Annotated in this window: 14 protein-coding genes; 13 read left to right on the plus strand and 1 reads right to left on the minus strand. The window is 50.7% G+C overall.

From position 1 onward, the window contains the following. Positions 1–7 precede the first annotated feature (7 nt). The 12 genes from TW77_RS14155 to TW77_RS14205 all read left to right on the plus strand — a co-directional run bounded on the left by TW77_RS14155 (position 8) and on the right by TW77_RS14205 (position 20,361). Complete coding sequence (locus TW77_RS14155) at positions 8–955, plus strand: homoserine O-succinyltransferase (RefSeq protein ID WP_046005623.1); 948 nt, start codon at positions 8–10, stop codon at positions 953–955. Between the two features lie 55 nt (positions 956–1,010). After that, a complete protein-coding gene (locus tag TW77_RS14160) occupies positions 1,011–2,033 on the plus strand; it encodes a homocysteine S-methyltransferase family protein (protein ID WP_156158679.1) in 1,023 nt (340 codons plus the stop codon). Between the two features lie 11 nt (positions 2,034–2,044). Further along, complete coding sequence (gene metH, locus TW77_RS14165) at positions 2,045–4,678, plus strand: methionine synthase (RefSeq protein WP_046005625.1); 2,634 nt, start codon at positions 2,045–2,047, stop codon at positions 4,676–4,678. 422 nt (positions 4,679–5,100) lie between these two features. Continuing rightward, on the plus strand, positions 5,101–5,271 hold the full coding sequence (locus tag TW77_RS25585) for a hypothetical protein (protein WP_164488164.1): 171 nt from the start codon (positions 5,101–5,103) through the stop codon (positions 5,269–5,271). A gap of 183 nt (positions 5,272–5,454) precedes the next feature. Then, positions 5,455–6,528, plus strand: coding sequence for a YjgN family protein (locus tag TW77_RS14170; protein ID WP_046005626.1), 1,074 nt, complete (start codon positions 5,455–5,457; stop codon positions 6,526–6,528). Next, on the plus strand, positions 6,528–7,544 hold the full coding sequence (locus TW77_RS14175; protein ID WP_046005627.1) for a M48 family metallopeptidase: 1,017 nt from the start codon (positions 6,528–6,530) through the stop codon (positions 7,542–7,544). Before TW77_RS14170 ends, TW77_RS14175 begins: the two co-directional genes overlap by 1 nt. A gap of 314 nt (positions 7,545–7,858) precedes the next feature. After that, on the plus strand, positions 7,859–8,746 hold the full coding sequence (locus tag TW77_RS14180; protein WP_046005628.1) for a hypothetical protein: 888 nt from the start codon (positions 7,859–7,861) through the stop codon (positions 8,744–8,746). Further along, positions 8,743–10,581: a GGDEF domain-containing protein gene (locus tag TW77_RS14185; RefSeq protein ID WP_052713197.1), complete on the plus strand. Its 1,839-nt coding sequence runs from the start codon at positions 8,743–8,745 to the stop codon at positions 10,579–10,581. The genes TW77_RS14180 and TW77_RS14185 overlap by 4 nt, the downstream gene beginning before the upstream one ends. Positions 10,582–10,643: 62 nt before the next feature. Continuing rightward, complete coding sequence (locus tag TW77_RS14190) at positions 10,644–12,821, plus strand: EAL domain-containing response regulator (protein ID WP_052713198.1); 2,178 nt, start codon at positions 10,644–10,646, stop codon at positions 12,819–12,821. Positions 12,822–13,040: 219 nt separating this feature from the next. Continuing rightward, positions 13,041–16,523 carry an ATP-binding protein gene (locus TW77_RS14195; RefSeq protein WP_046005629.1) on the plus strand — a complete coding sequence of 1,161 codons (3,483 nt, stop codon included), beginning with the start codon at positions 13,041–13,043 and terminating at the stop codon, positions 16,521–16,523. A 76-nt stretch (positions 16,524–16,599) separates the two neighbouring features. After that, on the plus strand, positions 16,600–19,329 hold the full coding sequence (locus TW77_RS14200) for a CHASE domain-containing protein (RefSeq protein WP_046005630.1): 2,730 nt from the start codon (positions 16,600–16,602) through the stop codon (positions 19,327–19,329). A 102-nt stretch (positions 19,330–19,431) separates the two neighbouring features. After that, the gene (locus TW77_RS14205; protein WP_046005631.1) at positions 19,432–20,361 is read left to right on the plus strand and encodes a diguanylate cyclase; all 930 of its coding nucleotides are present in this window, start codon (positions 19,432–19,434) and stop codon (positions 20,359–20,361) included. A gap of 17 nt (positions 20,362–20,378) precedes the next feature. On the opposite strand, the gene TW77_RS14210 is transcribed toward TW77_RS14205, so the two are convergent. Then, positions 20,379–20,936 carry a metal-dependent hydrolase gene (locus TW77_RS14210; RefSeq protein ID WP_046005632.1) on the minus strand — a complete coding sequence of 186 codons (558 nt, stop codon included), beginning with the start codon at positions 20,934–20,936 and terminating at the stop codon, positions 20,379–20,381. Between the two features lie 239 nt (positions 20,937–21,175). Here TW77_RS14210 and hrpB point away from each other — a divergent pair, with 239 nt between their 5' ends. After that, positions 21,176–23,620 (plus strand): ATP-dependent helicase HrpB, encoded by a 2,445-nt coding sequence (gene hrpB / locus TW77_RS14215; protein WP_046005633.1) that lies wholly within the window; start codon positions 21,176–21,178, stop codon positions 23,618–23,620. Positions 23,621–23,628 lie beyond the last annotated feature (8 nt).

Raw genomic sequence — 23,628 nt, forward strand, 5'->3', positions numbered from 1 at the left:
GAATACCATGCCAATCACAGTCACCGATGATTTACCTGCCATCAGCCATTTGCGCCACGAAAATGTCTTCGTGATACCACAAAGTCGCGCCAGCACGCAGGAGATCCGGCCAATGCGGCTGGCCATACTGAACCTGATGCCCAACAAGGTGGAAACCGAAGTTCAGTTTATTCGTCTGCTGGCTAACACGCCCTTGCAGGTGAACGTGGATCTGCTGCGCCTGGACACCCACCGCAGCTCCGACAATTCCGAGCAGCATTTGAATATGTTTTACCGTTATTTTTCGGATGTCCGAGAAGAAAACTACGATGCGCTGATTGTCACCGGTGCGCCATTAGCACATCTTGAATACGAAGAAGTGACTTACTGGGAAGAGTTACAGGCATTTTTTGACTGGGCCGAACACCATGTAACCTCAACACTATTCTCCTGCTGGGCGGCACATGCCGGCCTGTTTCATCATCATGGCCTGAAGCGGGAACTTAAAAAAGACAAGCTGTGCGGGGTGTTCCGCCACCACTGCTACTTTGAACATGGTGCACTAACCCGTGGCTTTGACGATGAGTTTTTGGTGCCCCATTCCCGTTATGGTCATATTGAGGCCAGTAAAATCGATGCCTGTGAGGAGCTGGTGACGCTGGCGGGCTCTGAGCGAGTTGGGGCATACCTGGTCAAAAATGTATCGGGTAGTCAGGTTTATATTACCGGGCACCCGGAATACGACGCCGATACCTTGAGCAAAGAATATTTCCGCGATTGCGAAAAAGGCCCGGATGCGCCCAAGCCGGAAAATTATTTTCCCGCAGATGATGTGACCGCCAAGCCATCCAAGACATGGCAAAGCCATGCCTTTTTGTTATTCTCCAACTGGTTAAACTACTATGTTTACCAGACCACACCGTACGATATTAATCTGGTTAGCCAGGATGTAAGGACTAACAATTATGCCGAATAAACAAGTCACTACCGCGATTGACGGCGCAGCCATTGCCGATGCACTTAAAACGGCCATGCAACAGCGTATTTTGATCCTCGACGGTGCTATGGGCACCATGATCCAAAAACACAAATTTGAGGAAGAGGACTATCGGGGCGAGCGTTTTAAAGACTGGCATGTCCTTATCAAAGGTAATAACGACCTGTTAAGCCTCACGCAGCCTGAGGTGATCCGTCAGATCCACCGTGAATATCTTGAAGCCGGTGCGGACATTATTGAAACCAATACCTTTAATGCCACTACCATCTCGATGGAAGATTACGATATGGCGAGTCTGAGCCGCGAGATTAACGTCGAATCGGCCCGCCTGGCACGGGCTGTGTGTGATGAGTTTACCGCTAAAGACCCGAGTAAACCGCGTTATGTGGCGGGTGTTTTGGGGCCAACCTCAAAAACCTGTTCGATTTCACCGGATGTGAACGATCCGGGTTATCGCAATGTCTCGTTTGACCAGCTGGTGGCGGCCTATATTGAGTCGACCGAAGCCCTGATTGAAGGCGGTGCACACCTGATTTTGATTGAAACCATCTTCGATACGCTGAATGCCAAAGCGGCGGCGTATGGAGTGGAAGAAGCTTTTGAGCGCACCGGTATTACCCTGCCTGTGATGATCTCTGGCACCATTACCGATGCATCAGGCCGAACACTATCAGGCCAGACAACCGAAGCCTTTTACAATTCTATTCGTCATATCAAACCGATTTCGATTGGGCTGAACTGCGCACTGGGACCGGATCTGTTGCGTGCCTATGTTGAAGAATTATCGCGGGTGTGCGAAACCTATACGTCGGTGCACCCTAATGCGGGTCTGCCGAACGAGTTTGGCGAGTACGACCTGGAAACCCCTGAAATGGCAAAAGAAATCATTGACTGGGGTAAAGAAGGATTTATTAATATTGTGGGTGGTTGCTGTGGTACAACACCCGAGCATATTCGCGCTTTTGTAAAAGGGCTGGAGCAGGTGGCACCGCGCACTTTGCCTGAGCTTGAAGTAAGAATGCGCCTGGCGGGCCTTGAAGCCTGTAATCTGAATTAGGAAGTACTGATATGACGCAATCTACAGCCATTTTTACTAACGTTGGTGAAAGAACCAACGTGACCGGCTCGGCGCGTTTTAAGCGCTTGATCCTGGAAGAAGATTACGAAGCCGCGCTGGATGTGGCACGCAGCCAGGTGGAAAACGGCGCCCAGGTGATCGACATCAACATGGATGAGGCCATGCTGGACTCTAAAGCTGCCATGGTTAAGTTCCTGAACCTGATTGCTTCAGAGCCGGATATTTCCCGCGTGCCAATCATGGTCGACTCTTCTAAATGGGAAGTAATTGAAGCTGGCCTGAAGTGTATTCAGGGCAAGGCCATTGTTAACTCAATCTCACTCAAAGAGGGCCGCGAGCCATTTGAGCGCCAGGCGAAGATCATTAAGCGCTTTGGTGCGGCTGTGGTGGTGATGGCGTTCGACGAAACGGGCCAGGCCGAAACCGCCGACCGCAAGTTTGAGATCTGTGAGCGTTCTTATCGCATTCTGGTGGATGAACTGGGTTTTCCGCCTGAAGACATTATTTTTGACCCCAATATCTTTGCTGTGGCAACGGGGATTGAAGAGCACGACAACTACGCCGTCGAGTTTATTGAAGGTACGCGACGCATCAAGCAAAATCTGCCGCACTGTAAAGTGTCGGGCGGGGTGTCGAATGTGTCTTTCTCGTTCCGCGGTAACAACCCGGTGCGTGAAGCCATTCACTCGGTGTTTTTATATCACGCCATTCAGGCCGGTATGGACATGGGCATTGTCAACGCGGGTCAGCTGACGGTTTACGATGATATTCCCGATGAACTGCGCAAGGCGGTTGAGGATGTGGTCCTCAACACTGACCCCGGTGCCGGTGAGCGTCTGGTCGAGATTGCGCCAAATTACTCGGGGATGGCACAGGCTGAGAAAGCAGAAGATCAGGAATGGCGTAGCTGGCCTGTGGCCAAACGCCTGGAGCATGCGCTGGTTAAAGGCATTACTGAATTTATTGAAGAAGATACCGAAGCCTGTCGTCAGCAGTTTGATAAACCCATTGAAGTGATCGAAGGCCCACTGATGGATGGCATGAATGTGGTCGGCGACTTATTTGGTGCCGGTAAAATGTTCCTGCCTCAGGTGGTTAAATCGGCACGCGTGATGAAGCGGGCGGTGGCTTATCTGGACCCCTACATTGAGGCAGAAAAACAGGCCGGTCAGAGTAATGGCAAAATCATCATGGCGACGGTAAAGGGGGATGTACACGATATAGGTAAAAATATTGTGGGTGTGGTGCTGCAATGTAATAACTACGAAGTCGTGGACTTGGGTGTAATGGTGCCGGCAGAGAAAATTCTGCAAACGGCCATAGATGAAAATGCCGATGCCATTGGTTTATCGGGTTTGATCACCCCTTCGCTCGATGAAATGGTGCACGTTGCGAAAGAGATGACCCGTCGTGGGTTTGAGATCCCATTGCTGATCGGCGGCGCAACCACCTCTAAAGCGCATACGGCGGTGAAGATTGAACCGCAATACGACAAGGGTGTGGTGTATGTGAACAATGCTAGTCGCGCAGTGGGCGTGGTTTCCAGTTTACTGAGTGCCACTCAAAAGTCAGGCTTTTTAGAAAAAACCGCCAGTGAATACGTTAAGGTACGCGACCAGCAGGCGCGTAAAAAGCCCCGCTCAAAGCCTGTCACTTTGGCCCGCGCGCGCGACAATGCGGTTAAGCTCGACTGGGACAATTACACGCCACCGGTCCCCAAAAAGCTGGGTATCACTGAGTTTAAAGACGTCAGCATTGCTACCTTGCGCGAGTATATCGACTGGACACCCTTTTTCATGACCTGGACGCTGGCAGGCAAATACCCGCGTATTCTGGAAGATGAAGTGGTGGGTGAGGAAGCGAAAAAACTTTTTGCCGACGCCAATGCTATGCTCGACGAGCTGAGCGCCAAAGGCAGTTTACAACCGCTGGGCGTAATTGGCCTGTTCCCGGCAAACCGGGTGGGTGATGACATTGAAATCTATCGCGATGAAAGCCGTGATGAAGTGCTGCTGAAGTCTTGTCAGCTGCGCCAGCAAACCGAAAAAACCGACTTTCCAAACTATTGTCTGGCAGATTACATCGCGCCGAAAGGCACGCCAGATTATTTTGGGGCCTTTGCGGTCACCGGTGGTCTGGAAGAGGACGATTTAGCCGAGGTGTTTGAGCAGCAGCAGGACGATTACAACAAAATCATGGTGAAAGCCGTGGCAGATCGTCTGGCCGAGGCCTTTGCAGAATACCTGCATGAGCAGGTGCGTAAGCAATACTGGGGCTTTGCTGAGGATGAAAAGCTCAGTAATGAGGAGCTTATTCGCGAGAACTACCAGGGGATCCGTCCTGCACCGGGTTATCCGGCGTGTCCTGAGCATACCGAGAAAGACAAAATCTGGCAGTTGCTGGATGTAGAAAACCGCATTGGCATGAAGCTCACCAGCTCTTATGCCATGTGGCCGGGCGCGGCGGTATCTGGCTGGTACTTCTCCCATCCGGACTCCAAGTACTTTGCCGTGGCAGCCATTCAGCAGGATCAGGTTGAAGACTATGCCAATCGCAGCAATATGACGCTGGCAGAAGCTGAGCGCTGGCTTTCTCCCAACCTAGGGTATGAGCCCCAGTCGTGATATTATATACAGGGTGTCAAAGTGGCACCCTTTCTTTTTTAGGTAAAAAGTTCGCAAGTTTTGCTTGCATTAATCAACTTTTGCGATATTATTGCTCTCTTGCTTTAAATAACCTCTGATTTAAAGCGTCATAGAAGTAATGCCCTCTTGCCCTGATCCAGTAAGCCCGCATTAAAAATTACAAGTAGAGCTTATTATAGTCAGGCGATATACCACTGCAGTTACCCCAGCCGGGGACGTTGTGAATGCAGATATTTAGATCGCCAGTACCATTTCCTTTGAAGCGCACGTCGGTTGCAGACTCAAAAGTGTCGAAAAACTGATCGCAGATTTTTTCAGGTTTGGTATCAAACTGTCATAAAGCTCGTTTATTGTCTAAAGCGATAGCCGCCAGGCTGCGCATTATAAAAGTGAGTTTTATTATGTCTTATACATACAACGGAACAGAGATCCGTGTTGAGCAACCGATTCGCTCAATTTCGGTGAACAAATCAAAAGTCGTTTTTGCTGATGGCACAGGCCGCAAACAAACGCAATTTTCAAGTGGCAGCGAAGCCCGTCACTTTCTTAACTGGTTGACGCGTGCTTGCTAAGTAAAGCAAGCCCTTCAACTCAGACACAGCGCCGAGGTAACTGACAAGTTACGTCGGCGTTTTGCTTTTTTACGTTGCACTTATTGCTGTTCTAATGTACTTTCCCGTAGTTTTCATGGGGACGTTTCGCCATGAAAACGTCAATAATGTGAAAACGAAAGCATAACGATTAGGAAGCCAATAATGGACTCGACTTCTACCCCAGCTGCTGCCGAAGCAGCCAGCCACTCAACACCATCCCAACTGCAATTTACCGGTAACGGCAAAGAATACTTTGGTATATGGATTGTCAATATGTTACTGACGCTGGTAACACTGGGTATTTACTCAGCGTGGGCGACGGTACGGACTAAACAATACTTTTACGGTCATACCCTGTTAGACGGGCACAGGTTTGACTATCTCGCAACACCAATTCAGATACTCAAAGGCCGCTTGCTCGCCGTAGGCTTGTTTGTGATCTACAGTGTGGTGTCGAGTTACTTTCCGCTTGTGGGCGCGATAATGGCATTTGCACTGGTATTGCTGGTGCCCTGGATGATCAATCAGGGGCTTAAATTCAGCATGCGCATGACCCGTTACCGCAATATTCGTTTTGCTTTTAAGGGCAATCTGGGCGAGGCGATGGTGAACTTTGTGGTGCTGCCATTTGTCAGTATTTTTACCTTATATCTTTTGATGCCCTGGGTGCTCAAGCGCATTGATGCCTATATTCACAGTAATATTCGTTACGGCGATAAGCCAGTACAAGTGCAGCTTGAGGGCAAAGAATACTATGCCGCCGCATTGCTGGTGATGTTACTGGGCATCCTTGTGATGATGTTGCTGGGTCTGGCATTCAAACTGGCAGGTGGTATCAACATGAACCCAGATGAACTGGGTTCGGTTAACTTTGGCATGTTCCTGATTGTGCCTCTGTATTTGTTTGTGATTTCTGCATTGCAAGGCATCTACCAGGCACTGATCCGCAATCACATCCTCAACAATGCACAGATTGAAGATGTGGCGGAGTTTAAATCAACTCTGGCACCACAGCGTTATGCCTTGATCCTGGCAACCAACGCCATGGCAATTGTATTGACCGCAGGCCTGGCATTTCCCTGGGCAAAAGTCCGTAAGGTAAAGGCATTGGCACAAGCAACTCAGGTTGTGGTGTTGCCTGGGGCTGATCAGGTGCTTGATACGGCGCAGCAGGCAGACTCTTCCTTCGCTGAAGAAGCCGCCAATGTATTTGACGTTGATATCTCGTTGACCTGATGATCCGGGGATACTTTTATCAGCCAAGCAGTAGCCGGGTGCAAGAGGCGGTTGCCCGGCTCAGCGGCAACCGGGTTGCGATTTATACGGGCGATGAATGCTTGCGTGAAACGATGCAGGATACACTCAGTGTGTCGGCGCATTTGCCGGGGCAGGCCAGTGAGCTGACTTTCACAGACGGGGCGCGTTTTGTGCCGCTGGATGTGACACATCGTTGGTCGTTTCAGTCGGGCAAGAGTTCGCTACTGGCGAGTCTTGAATCCAATTTGGTTCTCATTGTGTGTGCCTTGGTCGCGACACCTGTATTGCTCTATGCCTTGCTGTTTAAGCTTGTACCAGAGATTGCAGTAACCGCTGTAGAGGCAATGCCAGATGCGGTGGTGGAGCAAATGGGCCAGCAGTCCATGGTGCTGATTGAGCGTGCCGCGCTGTCACCCAGTGAACTGTCTGCTGAGCAGCAACAAGCCGTTCGGGATTTGTGGCAAGATACACTGGCGCAGCTTGATTTATCTGCCGACAAATATCGTATTGATGTGTATCGCTCAGATCATTTTGGCGCCAATGCCTTTGCGCTGCCCCACGGTCAGGTGGTGGTCACCGACGAGCTGGCACTGCTTCTGGCCGAACATCCTAATGCGCTCAGAGCCATTTTATTGCATGAAATCGGCCATGTAGAGCGTATGCACAGCGTGCGCCTGGCGTCCCAGGCCGCGGTAGCCAGTATTGCCATTGCCATGTTGATCGGTGATATGGATATTGTTGCTGAAGTGGTGTTGGGTTCCGGTAGCGCGCTGATGGACCTACAGTTCTCGCAGAATATGGAGTGGGAAGCCGATAACTATGCTTTGGTGCAACTGGCACGTCTTGGATATAGCGGCGAAGACTTTGCCCAGGCACTGGAGTCATTGGTGTCGCTTGATGAAGACGAGGAACACAGCTGGTTAAAGTACCTCTCTACCCATCCAAGCCTGCAAGAGCGTATTGAGCATGCCAGGACTCATACACCAGCTCTTTGATATTTAGTTAGATATCGGATCAGTATAAGGGTATCCACTGCGGCTGACTCGCTTCAATAAGCGACTTTGCGAACATCCCTCCCTGAAGGCCTGAATAAGGCCTTTTTCATTTCAAAGTCACTGCAAATCAGACCTCCACGCCTGCATGTACTATTTCTTATTCTGCTAAGTCTTTATTATTGTTTCGAAAACCGAGATTGGTACCTTATTTTTACCGCCTTAGGCTGATGTGTTGTTATTTTAAGGTTAACTTTTGTTCGTTCCTTCCTGTATACTAGCGGATGCTGTGACTGATCTGTGTGCTGGGGAGGCAAATGAAGTTTTTGGTGTTGTTATTGCTCGTTGTGTCGCAATGTGCCAAAGCCCACAACCCTTTGATTGTTGATATCATCAGTAGCGAGAACTTTTCTGAGCGTTATCAGGCCTTTTTGCAAGGTCGATCAGTCCTTGATGTGACCGACTTTCGGCCCACCACCCAGGGCTCCCATATCGAAATCATTGAAATGGTGTTGTTGCAGCAAGCGCTATTCCTCGGTGGGGAAACCCGGGAAGTGGTGTTCAATCCTAAGCCTTCCGTGAATATTCTTGAATTTACCGACATGATAGCCGGAGAAAGCCTGATTTTGGCGCGTACCGTTTGGCATGAAGATGTAATTAATTATCGTGGCTCAGTGTACGTCAGCGATCCTGTGGTTAAATTTGGTGAGTATGAAGCCGGTATTTATGTCGCTAAACGCAACCAGGCGCTGCATCAGACCACACAAGACGGGCTGGAGCAACTAACGCTGGTGGCTAACCCGCGCTGGCGGGTAGACTGGCATGCGCTGACAAACAGCAAAATGAACCTGGTCAGCTTTATTGGTCCGTGGGAAAGCATGCTGAATATGGTTGAAACCGACATTGTGGATGGCATGCTGGTGAATTTCAGCGTCAGTGAATCCTTGCAGTTGGCGTTTGAAGGGCGTGACTATGTGCCCATCGAGGGCGTGAAAATGGTATTGCCCGACTCTCGCCACTTTATTGTTAGTAAGCGCCATCCAGAAGGCGCGCAAATATTTGCTGCTCTGAATCGTGGCCTCAAAGAGCTCAGGCGTCGGGGCGTGATCCGTAAAGCGCTCACAGAATCCGGGTTTATTAATCGCAAGGTGCGGGACTGGACAGTCATTAATCGGGCGATGTTGCCGCAGGAGCCTAAACCATGATGCGAATTGCTATGCTGGCGAGCTGGCTGCTCTGTATGGCGTTGACTGCACCTGCTACTGCTACTGAGCTTGCCTCGCCCAGTGCGCTTGAAAAATCGCTGGCCGAACTAAACGAAGCACTGAAAAGCGACTTTGACTTGTCATTGTTACCTGAGCTAAGAGCGCTGCGCCGCGATGCTCAGGCAATTGATGCACTGGAAATCGTTGCTCAGACTTTGTTGCTCGAAGGACAAGTTCGTAAGCAGTATGGGGACTATCAGCAAAGCCTGGTATTGCATAACGATGCGCTGCAGCTGGCCATACAGCGAAAAGATCTGGCACTGATGGCACAAAGCCGGCTGGCGATTGCCAGACTGGAGATGGATCTTGAGCGTTACAACTATGCCCAGCGCTCACTCGATGATGTGCACCAGTTGATCGAGCAGCTCAACAATCATCCCCAGAAAACACCTTATGTGGCTCAACAATTGCTGCTACAGCACAGGCTATGGCAAGGGTACTTGTATGTTTTGCTGGGCAGTTATCATCAAGCGGTTGCAACGCTGCGAACCGATGGTCTGGTCGTCACCGGCACGCCTGAGTTGCACGATACACTCTTGCTGGCGCGGGCCTGGGCATTGCTCAAGCTTGGCCGTTATCAGCAGGCGCAACCTATTCTGAATCAGGTTGCGCAAAGTACCATGCTGGTTCGCAATCAAAGAATGCGGCTGCGCTTTAAGTTGTTGCAGTCTATGGTCTGGTTGCAATCGGGCGACTTTCAGCAAACCCTGGATACGGCCATGCCGGCATTAATGGAAACCTTTGCCACCCGGTTTTTAGATGAGCAGGCCGAGTTGCAATTTGTTATGTCTAACGCTTATGTACAGATGGGGGACTACCAGCAGGCGCATTTATACCTGAAACGCTATGCCCTGACAAAAGATGCCCTTAACTTTCAGAAGCGTAACAACAAGTTGCTGCAACTGGAGTCACAGTACGCGCTGGCAACCCAAAAACAGCAGCTGAGCTTGCTGGAAAAAGACAATGCCCTGCAGGCGCAAGAGATCTTTCGTCACCAACAAATTCTTGAAAACACCCGCCTGGCGCAGCAACGCGGCGCACTGCTACTGATTTTGGCTGTGGCATTATTGGGCTTTTTATACTGGCGATGGCAAAACAAGCGCTATCTCTCTTTGCTCGAAGAGGAGGTAAAGCAAAGAACAGCAGAGCTGGACGAGCGAAATCGCCAATTGCAGGCCCTCAGTTACTCCGACAGCCTGACCGGTTTGCATAACCGCCATTACTTTTTCAGCGAGGCCGATAAATTGCTGGCGCACACTCACAGCGCATCGCAGAGCACAATTTTTTGTCTGATAGACATAGATCACTTTAAACAGATCAATGACAGCTATGGTCATGCCGTTGGCGATCAGGTGCTGCAACAGTTTGCGCAACTGGTCAGACTGCAACTTCGTGAGCAGGATGTTCTGATCCGCTGGGGAGGGGAAGAGTTTTTGCTGGTCATGCCGGACACCGATGTATCGCAAGCCCAGCCACTGATTGAACGGATCCGCCATGTGGTTATGCAGGCATTGTTTGGTTCTGATGCTCAGCGTCTTATGTGTACTTGCTCACTTGGGTTTGCACCTTACCCGCTGCGCCTGAGCAATGGCCAGCCGCTGGACTGGGAGCAAGTGCTGGAGCTTGCGGATAACTGTCTGTATCAGGCCAAACACGGCGGGCGTGATGCCTGGGTCGGCCTGAATCCGCCGGCGCAGCCTCTGGCGATGAGTTTTGAACAACTCCAACAAAATATGGAAGCATTTACCGTCAGCAGCACTCAGCTTGCGGGTTAATACTTATAAATAAGGGATTTGGAATAAAAAATTGGCGGATTTCAGGAAGCAAGTTTTAAATCATGCGCCTTGGTCTATGCTTGTCAGATAAAGGAAAGACCGACGACTTGCTTGTGACACTGAATTTACCCGATAACCCCAAAATACTGATTGTGGACGACGACCCCAGCAGCATATTGATCATCAAAAAAGCAGTCAAAGATCTGGGAGAAGTGTTTTCGACCTCTGAAGCCAGCTATGCGGTGACCTTAGTCAAAGAGGTAAAACCCCATGTTATCCTGCTGGATATCGACATGGGGGAGTATAATGGCGTAGATATTTGCCGTTTGCTTAAAAGTGACCCGGAAACTGCCCACCATATCATCATTTTTATTACTGCCAGCCGCGACCCGGACATAGAATATAAGTCGCTGACCGAGGGCGGCGCCGATTATATTCCTAAACCTTTAGATCTGAGAACCTGCCGGATGCGGGTCTATAATCAGCTGGCCATGCTGGCATACCAGCAAAACCTGGAGCGTACTACACAAGCGCTTTATCAGGAAAAGCAGCGACTTAAAGTCACGTTAAATTCCATAGGTGATGCGGTGATAGCCACAGACACAGCAGGCCTCATCACTTATATGAACCCGATAGCAGAGCGCCTCAGTGGCTATGCCTCAAGCTATGCGCTTGGCAAGCACATTGAAGACATCCTCGATTTACGTGATGCATCGTCACAAAGTCGCTCTTTTAACCCGGCCATTATGGCACTGGAGGAAAAGCGCAATGTGGCAATGGCACTGAACTGCCAATTGCACAGCCGGGAAGGGCAAATTTACCGGGTTGAGGATTCCGCTGCGCCCATTCGCGATGAAGACAATGCCATCATTGGGGCGATCATGGTATTTCATGATGTCAGCGAGTCGGTTGCCATGGCGGTTAAAATGAACTTTCTGGCCAACAATGATCAGCTAACGGGGTTACCTAATCGTATTTTGCTGCATGACCGTTTGCAGCATGCCATTGCCTGCTCAAAGGCGTCAGATACCCATACTGCACTGTTGCTCATTGACCTTGACCATTTTAAATATATTAACGATGCACTGGGGCACTTTTTGGGTGATGAATTAATTAAGAAAGTGGCCAAGCGGCTGGAGTCGGTGATTGACCCAAACGCAACCCTTGCGCGGGTGGGCGGCGATGAATTTGTACTGGTGTTAGAAGAAGTGCGCTCTGTCAATTATGTGGCTGTGGTTGCCAATAACGTGATTGCCAGTTTTAAGGAGCCCTTTACGCTGGAGCAAAAGGAATATCAAATTTCGGTCAGTATTGGCGTGAGCATGACAGAACTGGATGCGAATGAAGAAGAAGTCATGATGCGCCATGCCGATGTGGCCATGTACCGGGCAAAAAATCAGGGGCGCAATGCGGTGTGCTTTTTTTCTCAGGAGCTTGAAGCTGAGCTGATGAAACGTCATGGGCTGGAACACTTGCTCCGCGAAGCTCTGGAAAAAGAAAGCTTAATCGTGCTGTTTCAGCCCCAGATAGAGATAATATCAGGACAGGTGTGTGGCTTTGAGGCGCTGGCCAGGCTGCAGGACAGTGAAGGAAATTGGATTTCGCCGCTGGATTTTATCCCGCTGGCGGAGGAGATTGGCCTGATAGACACCCTGGGCCAGCAGGTATTGCAACAAAGTTGTGTGTTTGCCAGCCAGTTGATGGGTTTGGGTAAAGACCTGAAAGTGAGTGTTAATGTTTCTGCGCAGCAGATCCGTAACCGGCATTTTATTGACTATGTTGTCCAGTGCCTGGAGTCGAGCCAGGTTCGCAGTCGAATGCTGGAGCTGGAAGTAACAGAAAGCGCGTTGATTGATGACTATGAGCAAACCCGCAAGACGCTTCAGGCGCTCGCTAACATGGGGGTGAGTATTGCCATTGATGATTTTGGCACGGGTTATTCCAGCTTGTCTTATCTGAAGTCATTTCCCCTTGATGTGCTTAAGATAGACCAATCTTTTATTAAAGATATGGGCAGTGATGAGCAGAGTCATGGCATTGTGCAAACCATAGTGTTACTGGCGCAGGCGTTAGGTCTCAGGCTGGTTGCTGAGGGAGTCGAGACACCGTCTCAGTTAGCGGAATTGAGCACCATGAAATGTGATGTGGCACAGGGGTATTTGTATGCCCGGCCGCTCGAAAGCCAGGCTGCCTATGAGTTTGCGGAGCGTAATGTAGCCGCAGGTGGTAAGCCAACTTGATAGTATACCAAACAGGGCAATTTACCTTGCTTTCAGCAAGTGCTGAAAAGTCTGTGTACACATAGTGAAAAGTGTGTGACTTAGACTATAGTTTGAGGGTAGCAGCGGTTTTTACAGATTATTTATCAGTCACATGCCTGTGCTTTAGGGTGTGTGACTAAACTGATATCAGTAACAAGTTATTAAAAACACCCTGAACACAGGGGCAAAGGTCATACTATGATAAGGATCCTGTCAGCAACACAAGGCAAGCCAACGCGCTGGTTTGCGGGCATGTTTAGCGTACTCTTATTACTGCTGATTGCACTGGCTGTGTTTTTCTTTGAGCGCAAGCTGCAAAATGAGGTGAAGTTTGAGGTCGCCAGCCAGCTGAAGCACAACACGGCGATTGTGGCCGAGCAATTCGAGCGGCGCTACCGGGCCGATTTAAGCTACCTGCATTTTTTGAAAGACACGCCGCCTTTTCCGGGCATTGCCCGCGCACTAAAAAATAACGGCGTTGACCCACAGGGTAACCAACCCATTGAGCTGTGGAAAACCCGCATTGCCACCATTTTTAAATCCCTTATCCACAATAACCCGGAACTACTGCAACTAAGGATCATCATGCCGGATGGCCGTGAGTTTGTCCGGGTGGACAGGCTAAGGGGCAAAGTGGCGCGAGTTTCAGAAGCCAAATTGCAGGATAAATCACACAAAGACTATGTGCAGGAAACCCTGGATTTGTCTGAGGAAATGCACTTTGCGTCGCGGATATCACTGAACTTTGAGAACAATAAAGTGCAGCGCCCGTTTACCCCTGTGCTGCGCATTGCCATGCCCCTATTTGATGCTGACAATGACCTGTTTGGCTTGCTGGTGCTGAATTCCAGTGCCCGGCAATTGATAGAGTTGCTGGAAAGTGACAGCGCAGAGTACTTTTTAACCGATCATCAGGGGCACTATATTTATGGCCCGGAGCCGGTGTTTCATTATACCCGTGACCTGGCAAAACCGAGGTTATTCGATGATGACTTTCTATTACACAGCACCGCAAAGGGCCGCGTTGACGGCGTTATTAAGCATGGTACCCAATCAATGCTGGTGGCCATTCAGCAGGAGCTGAACAGTGGCTATCAGGGGCCCGGGCATGAAATGTTTATTACCGCGATTGCACCACCTCAGCAGGCCGAAGCGTTGTTAAATGAGCGGCGTTTATCGAGTTATGTGCTGCTGACCGTGGTGGTATTGGTGCTGCTCTTGTTTATGGGCGGCATTGTGCTGTTTTATCGTAACCGGGAACGATATCAGGAAGATAAAGTGGTGTACGAGTCGATAATTGACGGTGCCGATGAGCCGATTGTCAGCTTTGACACTCAGCTGAACGTACAAACATATAACAGTGCGTCTTTGCTGATTTTTCCCAGTCTGGCGGCCAGTGAGCGGCAGCATAAAATCACCGATCTGGTGGCGTTGCCTATGGATCGTCTGCAAGAGGCGGTGACCTACTTTAAGCACGAAGATGGCCCAAAAGATACCGACTGGTATGAAAGTTACATGCTGCAGGACCAGATCCGGCATGTCAATTTTAAAGTGTCTCCGGTGCGCGGCCCGGGTAACCAGTTGGTCGGTATCACTTTATTTGGCCGTGATACTACCAAAGAAAAACTCAGCGAGCAGCAGGTTAAGAGCGCCAATGAAGGCCTGGAGCGCTTGGTACAGGAGCGCACCGGGGAGCTGGAAGCAGAAAAGGCCAAGGCCGTGAAGGCCTCCGCGGTTAAAAGTGCGTTTATTTCTACCATCAGCCATGAAATGCGCACCCCGCTGAACGGCATTCTGGGCACCCTTAACTTGATCCGCCGCGAGCCACTGACCAAAAAACAGCTGTCTTATTTGGAAATGACCGAGACCAGCTCGTCAACTTTGGCCTCTTTAATCAACGATATTCTCGACTTATCTAAAATCGAGGCGGGCAAACTGGAGCTGGAGCAGGAGCCGCTGAACCCCATTTCAGTGGTGGAACACGTGGTGACTTCCATTTCGTTAAAAGCCTATGAGAAGCAACTGAACCTGGTGGTGGATGTTGCGGACATCGACTTTATCGAGCTGGTGGGCGATGCTGGGCGGATCAAGCAGGTGGTGTTTAACCTGGTGAGCAATGCCATTAAGTTTACCAGCAAGGGGTGTGTTTGCGTGCGCGGCCAGACAACGCAGGAAGCCGGCAAAGTATTCCTCAGTGTCACTGTGGAGGATACCGGAGTCGGGATTGATAAAAACAACCATCATAAGATTTTCTCTGCCTTTACCCAGGAAGACAGCGGGGTGAGTGCTGAATTTGGTGGCACCGGACTGGGCCTGTCGATTTGTAAAAACCTGTGCGAGTTAATGGGCGGAGAAATTGGCTTTGAGTCGCAAAAAAACATTGGCAGCAAGTTTTACTTTACTTTGCCGTTTGCGCTCGATACCGCTAAGTCCAGGCCACATGAAAATACGTTGGGTGGGCGGCGTTTTGAGCTACATGTGGTGGATACCCGTGAGCGCAGCTTTTTATCACATGTGATCAATAAGTACGGCGGTACTGTGGTGGAGCACGATGGTGAGTTTGTGGTGGCAGATCACGATAACCCTCACATTAATACTCTGGCTGAGACGCCCATGTATGAGCGTACCATAGTGCTGTACAGTGAATTTACCCACCAAAATGTTGCAGAGGGCTTTTTAGCTAAGCTGGTTAAGCCCATTCGCCTGGGGGCGTTTTTATCGGTGTTTGATCAGAATGCGATTGCTAAAATGCTGAAAAACCAGCATCAGGTACAGGTGCCCAACGTACAGTGCAACGAGCGTAATGATTTGGGTGGCGCAACCGTAATGATTGTTGATGACAACCAAATCAACCGGGAAGTTGCCCGTGGCATATTGCAGGGTATTCATGCCAATGTGGTGGCCTGTCAGTCGGGGCATGAGGCGCTGAGTGCGTTGCTGAATTTTGAAAAAAACGACCAGCCAGTGTTTGCCGTTTTAATGGATTGCAATATGCCAACGATGGATGGTTATCAGGCTACGCGCCTGATCCGCGAAGGCAAAGGAGGAGAGTCGTTTCGTCACCTTCCGGTGATTGCGATGACGGCCAATGCCATGTCGGGAGAGCGGGAGCGGTGTCTGGCGGCAGGGATGGACGATTATGTCACTAAACCAATACAGCCCAAGCTGCTGTTTGATGCGCTGACTAAGTTTAAGTCTTTTCAGCAACCCAAAAAGCCGCCTGTCGCACACATGCCTGAGCATCCACCTTCGCAAACCACAACCCAGAACAACGCCGGGGAAGAGGTGGAGCAGCCGCCAGTTGCTTCTGGCGAAGTGCTTGATATTGATGGCACCATTGCGCGGCTACAGGGAGACTCGGAGCTGTATCTGCAAATCTGTATGCTGTTCTACAATAAAGCACCACAAAAGTTGTTATCTCTGAAAGAGCAGTGTAATAAGCAAGACCATGCTCAGGTGAAACAGATAAGCCATGCATTACGGGGGCAAAGCGGCGACATAGGCGCACAACGCCTTACTCAGTTGCTGGCGAAACTTGAAGAAGGTGCCAGCCACCAGGACGGCTCTGAATATAGCGCGCTAATCGAAAGCATTGAAGCGCAGTACCTGGTGCTTGAACAGGTGTTGCAGGAGGCGGTATTTAAAACGTCATCTGCTGTCAGGCAAGGCAGTGAAAGCTAATGGTGAAGCAACGTGAATACAGCGACAGTCGTCACCCGTTATCGAATATTTATCAGGGCGGACTAAGGTGAATGATGTGACAAACCACCAGGATACACCGGCAAGGATAAACAGGCCGCTGTGGCAACTGATTTGGCCGTTATTACTGGTTATGGGGCTGGGCGCCTTAGGTGGCTGGTATAGCCATCAGTCTCATCTGCAACATATTGATAAACGAGTAAAAAGTGCTGTAATGTCTGATCTGACCCGGCTCACTCAGGCCGTGGAAGAGCGCATGGCTTTGTACCGTTACGGGTTGGCGGGTCTGCGAGGTGCCATTCAGACCGTGGGCGTTGAGCACTTTAATTACGAGCGCATGCAGCGTTACACTGGCAGTCGTTACCATGAGCAGGAATTTCCCGGTGCCCGAGGGTTTGGTTTTATTCGCTTTGTGCTTTATGACGACAGAGCGGCGTTTGTTCAGGACGCTCGTCAGCAACGACCCGACAAGCAATTCAATATTAAGCAGCTGACTCCCCATGAGCAAAGTTTGTATGTGATCCAGTTTATTGAGCCGGAGTCGCGCAACAAGCAGGCGGTGGGTCTGGACATTGGCTCCGAAGCTATGCGCCGGGTTGCGGCAACCGATGCCGCCCGGCGCGCCGAAGTGATGCTGACAGCGCCGATCACCTTAGTTCAGGCCAACCAAAAAGTGCAGCATGGTTTTTTAATTTTAATGCCAGTCTATGCGCAAGGTACAGCGCCAGACACCCCTGCAGAGCGCATGGCAGAACTTGCCGGTTGGAGTTACAGCCCAATCCTTATTGATGAGGTGCTGGGTTCCCTTAAAGGCATTAAACGTAATCTGGTTTTGAATGTCAGAGACATTGACCGCCGCGCCAGCACTTTGTTTTTCAGCCGTGGCGAGACTCAGTCTCAGCTGAATGAATATCGTGTACACAGCGTGATCCAGTTGTATGGCCGAACCTGGCGCATAGAGCTCAGCCCGACTATGAGTTACATCGACTCACTGGGCTTACCCAGCCCTTACCGGGCATTGCGCGAAGCGGTGATGATCACGTTGGCACTGATGCTGGTGGTATTTTGCGTACAATTGCTCATTTTGCGTGCCCATCAGTCTAAAGCACATCAGCTCGATTTGTCCGAGACCCGGGAAAAAGCCTTGTCGGAGGCCAATGCGATACTGGAGCAAAAAGTGGTGTCCCGGACGGCTGAAATAGAGCGAGTAGGAGCACTGCAGCGCAGCATTTTAGAAAGTGCCACCTATTCGGTGGTGGCAACCGATGTACAGGGGGTGATCACTGTGTTTAACCCCGCCGCAGAAAAACTGTTGGGTTATAAAGCCGAGGAAATGATTGGCAAACTGACGCCTGCGGTATTTCATCTCGAACTGGAAGTAGCACAGCGCGCAGAAGAGTTAACCGAGGAGCTGGGCTATCCGGTAGAGCCTGGGTTTGAGGCCTTTGTGGCTAAGGCCCGCCACGGCAAAAATGATGTCAATAACTGGACCTATGTGAAAAAGAGCGGGCAATTAACACCGGTTCGCCTCAGTGTGTCGCGGTTACAGGACAATCAAGGCCAGCTGGTGGGATTTTTAGGAGTCGCATACGATTTGACCGAGCAGCTGGAGCACGAGCAGGCACTGGCAGAGGCCAAGCTGGTGGCGGAGCAGGCCACGCAGGCCAAATCAGAGTTTCTGGCCAATATGAGCCACGAAATACGCACGCCCATGAATGGTCTGTATGGCACCTTGCAGCTGCTAAGTGAAGAGTCACTGCCGGGCAGCGCCCGTGAGTATCTGGAGAAAGCCACTTATTCGGCAAAAGCCTTAATTACCATAATTAACGATATTCTGGATTTTTCGAAAATAGAGGCGGGCAAACTGTCGTTGGAGATCCGGCCGTTTAATCTGACCGAGCTTATCAGCCATATCCAGTCGGACCTGCAAGCGGTAGCCGCGCAAAAGGGGATCTACTTGTCGGTTACCGGCCACTTTGATCATGCCAGCTGGCAAGGAGATGCCGTCAGGATCCGGCAAATACTTTTAAACTTACTCTCTAATGCGATTAAATTTACCCAAAGAGGCGGGGTTGACCTGGAAATTGAGCAAGTACAGGGCGAGCCGGGAGTGGTCTTTACCGTGCGTGATACTGGGGTGGGGATTGGCAAAGAGGCCCAGGAGCGGTTGTTTCAGCGCTTTGAACAGGCCGACAAATCTACCACCCGCAGATTTGGCGGGACTGGTCTTGGGCTGTCTATCACCCAGTCTCTGGTCGAGCTGATGGCTGGCACCATTGAGGTGCAGAGTATGGAAAATGTCGGCAGCGTGTTTACTGTTTATCTGCCGCTTGAACAATGCGACCAGGCTCAGCCTGAAATTCACGAGGAGTGGTCAAAAAGCCCCGACTTGAGTGGCGCACGCGTGTTGGTTGCTGAAGATAATGAAATTAACCAGCTGGTGATCCGCGCTCTGCTGGATAAGTGCAATGTTGAAGTTGCCATGGTGATTAATGGCAAGGAGGCGGTTAGTCAGGCATCACGCCAGCGCCCGGATTTTGTGTTGATGGACATTCAGATGCCGGTTATGGATGGTGTAGAGGCCTGCAAGCTGATAAAACAGCAGCATCCGACATTGCCAGTCATAGCCCTGACTGCTAATGTGTTAACCGAAGACAGGCAAAAGTATCAGCATGCAGGCTTTGATGGCTATATCGCCAAGCCCATAGAGCAAAAAGTGCTCTGGCAGGTGATTGCAGAGCATGCACCTAAGCGGCCCAGCATGCGCGGTCGGTTAAAATCGGTATAATAAACTGTGTCAGAGGTACCCTCGTTAATAAAATCAGGCGGTTAACCCTGCATTTTTGCGGGTACATAGTGGTATAACCCAGGGTAAACGGGATGGAATTCGATGTTTGAAATTGTACACAGTATCGAGAGTTGTACGGTATTGGTGGTTGACGATGCAAAGGTGATCCGCAAGCTGGTAAGCGCGATATTAAAGCCTGTTTGCCGCACGGTGAGTTTCGAAAGTGCCGAAACAGCGTTAAAAGTGTGCCATAAAATTAAACCAGACTTGATCATCATGGATATTCATCTAGAGGGCATGTCCGGCCTTGAAGCGTGTCAGCAGCTTAAATCAGACCCTGAGCTGGCCGATATTCCCCTGATTTTTATCACCTCTAATCAAGACCCTAAAACGCAGGAAAAGTGTTGGGATGCCGGGGCGGTGGATTTTATCGAAAAACCTTTGGTTGCCAGTACTTTGGTTAAACGGATCACCACCCACCTCAAATACAAGGTACAGGCCGATATTCTGACTAACCAGTCTTTTGTTGATGGTCTGACGGAACTCTATAACCGGCGCTTTTTTGACATCGAAATTGAGCGACTATTGAAGGACAGTTTGCGCCGTCGTGTGCCGCTGGCATTACTGCTTATCGATATCGACTTCTTCAAAAAATTCAATGACAGCCTGGGCCACCTCGAAGGGGATCAGGCACTGAAAAGTGTGACCCGGCAAGTATCTTTGTGTGCACGTCGCCCGGTCGACTTAGTCTGCCGCTATGGCGGCGAGGAAATCGCGGTGTTGTTACCCGACACATCCGTGCACAGTGCCCAGCAGTTTGCCAGTGACATTGTAAAAAGTATTGCCGGTTTGGCGATTGTCCATCCTATGTCTCCTCATAAGCATGTGACTGTGAGTGTGGGGTTATCCTGTACCGGCAGTAGCAAAGCCACAACGCCGGCGCAACTGATAGCACAAGCCGATGATGCTTTATATCATGCCAAAGAGGCTGGTCGTAACCAGTATCAGGCTAGCGTCGCCCTCGTGTCGTAAGTTTTTTCTATACATGATCACCTGAAATATCTGGCGCTGAGACGGATACACAGTGAGCGCGCTGCCTCATCCAGTTTGTTGCCAAACAGCTCGAAAAACGAGATGTTTTTGCGTTTGATATAGCTGATACATGCCAGCAAAAGTGCCAACCAAATGAGTTGATTTTGCCAGGCGTTAAGTGCCCACTGCCCTTGCCAGGTCAAACCGGTGTTGCTAAACGGATACAAATACTCGATGGGCCACTGATAACCATCTGGCCCTTTGGATCCAATCAAGTCAGTGAACAAGTGCAAATGTATCGCAACAAAGGACATCAGCCAGACACGCGCTTGTCTGGTGCGAGCCAATAGCCCGGCGCAGGTCGCAATTGCCACGGCAAACACCAGATTATGGCCGAAGACATGATGCCATTGTTGATAGTATCGGGTGGTCCCTGTGAACCAGTCTATCAGCAGCCCTGCACCGTCCAGGTCAGGAGCCAGGCCCGCTAAGGTAATGATTATGCGCTCACGTTTCGTTACTACAGTGCTGGCGCCGCACAGCCAGCTCATCATCAGGTGTGCACTGGGGGTCATAGGGTCCTTTAATATGTTTGTCTGATTTACAACTTGCCAGTGTTGTTGCTCGCACAGAGGCTTGCAACAGCGAGTCTGGATCATCCCACTTTGGCTCACCGCTTGTCTATTTTTATCTGCCTATTTTAATGTACTGATTATCAAGGCGCACCACTCCAGGCCTTTGCCTCACAATGAGTCACTTAATCGCCCGATTTAGTATAAACTAACCCTATCTTGGATTTAACACAGCAGTAAAAATGACCACAGCGCTACCCATTCAGGCCGTCTACGATGAACTTGTCTCGCAATTAACCACGCAACCTCGCGTGTTGTTACAGGCACCGCCGGGGGCAGGTAAATCGACCTGGTTGCCGTTACAGCTGATGCTGGATGGGCACTTCAAGCGCATCATTATGCTGGAGCCGAGGCGCCTGGCAGCGCGCAATATTGCCAGTTTTTTGGCGGCGCAATTAGGCGAGCCTGTTGGTGAGCGGGTGGGGCTTAGGATCCGTCAGGAAGTGAAAGTATCCGCTCGCACTCAGCTGGAGATTGTGACCGAAGGCACATTAACGCGCCTGCTTCAGGCAGATCCTGAATTGCAGGGCGTTGATTTGCTTATTTTTGATGAATTTCACGAGCGCTCTTTGGCAGCCGATACTGCGCTGGCCTTTGCGCTGGAGTCGCAACAGGCATTGCGTGATGACTTACATGTGCTGGTAATGTCGGCAACGCTTGACAGTGAGCGGTATCAAACGTTTTTATCCTGTCCGCTGGTGCGCTCAGATGGACGCAGCTTTGCAATTGACGAAGTGTATGTGCCGCTCAAAGATGAAAGCCGTTGGCTGGAGCAAATCCCGCCAATGGTCCGTCAGGCATTACACGAGCAGAGCGGTAGTATTCTGGTCTTTTTACCCGGTCAAAAAGAAATTCGCTATGTCGCAGATGCCCTGCAAGATACGCTCTCATCTCACCGTGAACTGATATTGGCAACGCTGTCTGGCGATCAGGACAAGCAAGCCCAGCAGGCGGCAATTGAGCCGGCACCTGGGGGTATGCGCAAAGTGGTGTTGACCACGAACGTCGCCGAAACCTCATTAACGATAGAAGGGATCCGCATCGTTGTTGACAGCGGTAAACGGCGGGCCGCTCAGTATAACTTGCGCACCGGCGTGAGCGAGCTGGTGACTCAGTCTATTTCGCGCAGCTCTGCGGTGCAACGAGCCGGGCGGGCAGGCCGTATTGAGGCTGGGGTGGTATATCGCCTTGGCAGCCAGGCATTGTTTGAACGCCGTGATGCCCATGACCGCCCGGATATTTTGTGCAGTGATCTGAGTGGTTTGATGCTGGAGGCCAAAGTCTGGGGCAGCGAAGTACATGAACTGGCACTGCTGGATACGCCAAGCGAGGCGCAGTTGGCCAAGGCGCAAGCCTTGCTGCTTAGTTTAGAGCTGATTGATGATCGTGAACGGGTTACAGCGTTGGGCAAGCAGGTTCAGGCACTGGGCGCGGATCCCAGATATGGGCATATGTTGTTAAAGTCAAAGCAACTTGAAGCTGAATATCCGGGCATTACCCGCCTTGGTTGCTATATGATTGCGCTGCTAGAGAGCCGACTATCATCCAGCCCTGAGCTGAGCATTGCCCTGCAACAGCAAGTAGCAAAACCGCATGGTGCATTTCGTCAGCAGTTATCCTATTGGCTGCGTCGTGCCCAGCTTCAGCAAATTAAAGAAGACCTTGCGATTGAGCACTTGCCAATCGTTATTGCACTCGCGTTTCCGGATCGCCTTGCCAAACGGCGTGGACAGGGCTGGGTGCTGGCCAATGGAGCTGGTGTAAACGCGCACAAGGCATACTGGCTGGATGCCAGCTACCTGGCGATTGCCGAGCTCGGGGGGCACAAAGGTCAGCAGATCTTCAGCGCCACGGCGTTTGAGCCTAAGCAGTTACAAGCGGCTTTGCCCTACCTGTTTTCTGAGCGTGATGTATGTGAGTTTGAGCAAAAATCGGCGCAGTTTATTCATGAGCAACGCACTTACCTCGGTCACTGGGTTTACATGGCTAAGCCCGCGCAGGGACCGGTAGACACAACTCTGCGCACTCAGGCCTGGCTGGCTCTGGTACGCCAGCAAGGTCTGACGATATTCAATGCCTATTCGGATTGTGAGGATCTATTAACCCGGATGGCACTGGCGCAGCAGCTTTATCCTCAGGAGTTTCAGGGCCTGGATGAAACCAGCTTGCTGGCGCACCTGGAAACCTGGCTTGCGCCTTATCTGGATGACATCAGACAATTGCCGCAACTAAAAAAGCTCGATCTAAATACTGCCTTGCTAAGTAACTTGGTGTGGGCACAACAGCAACGCCTTAAAGCGATACTGCCAACGCGTATTACCGTACCCAGCGGCTCCAGCATACGTGTTCAGTATCAGCTGGACGGGCCAGCGCGTTTGTCGGTGCGCATGCAAGAAGTATATGGCATGAGCCACAGCCCGGTCTTGTGTGAAGGGCGAATACCGGTGCTTATGGAGTTACTTTCTCCTGCACAGCGCCCATTGCAGCTAACACAGGACCTGGCGCACTTCTGGCAGTCCAGCTATCGTGAGGTACAAAAAGAGATGAAAGGGCGCTATCCCAAACATTTCTGGCCTGACGACCCGGCCACGGCTCAGGCGACCAACCGGGTAAAGAGCAGAATGTGATAGCAATC

This window comes from Pseudoalteromonas rubra (genome assembly GCF_000967655.1).
GTDB classification, from domain to species: Bacteria; Pseudomonadota; Gammaproteobacteria; order Enterobacterales; family Alteromonadaceae; genus Pseudoalteromonas; species Pseudoalteromonas rubra_A.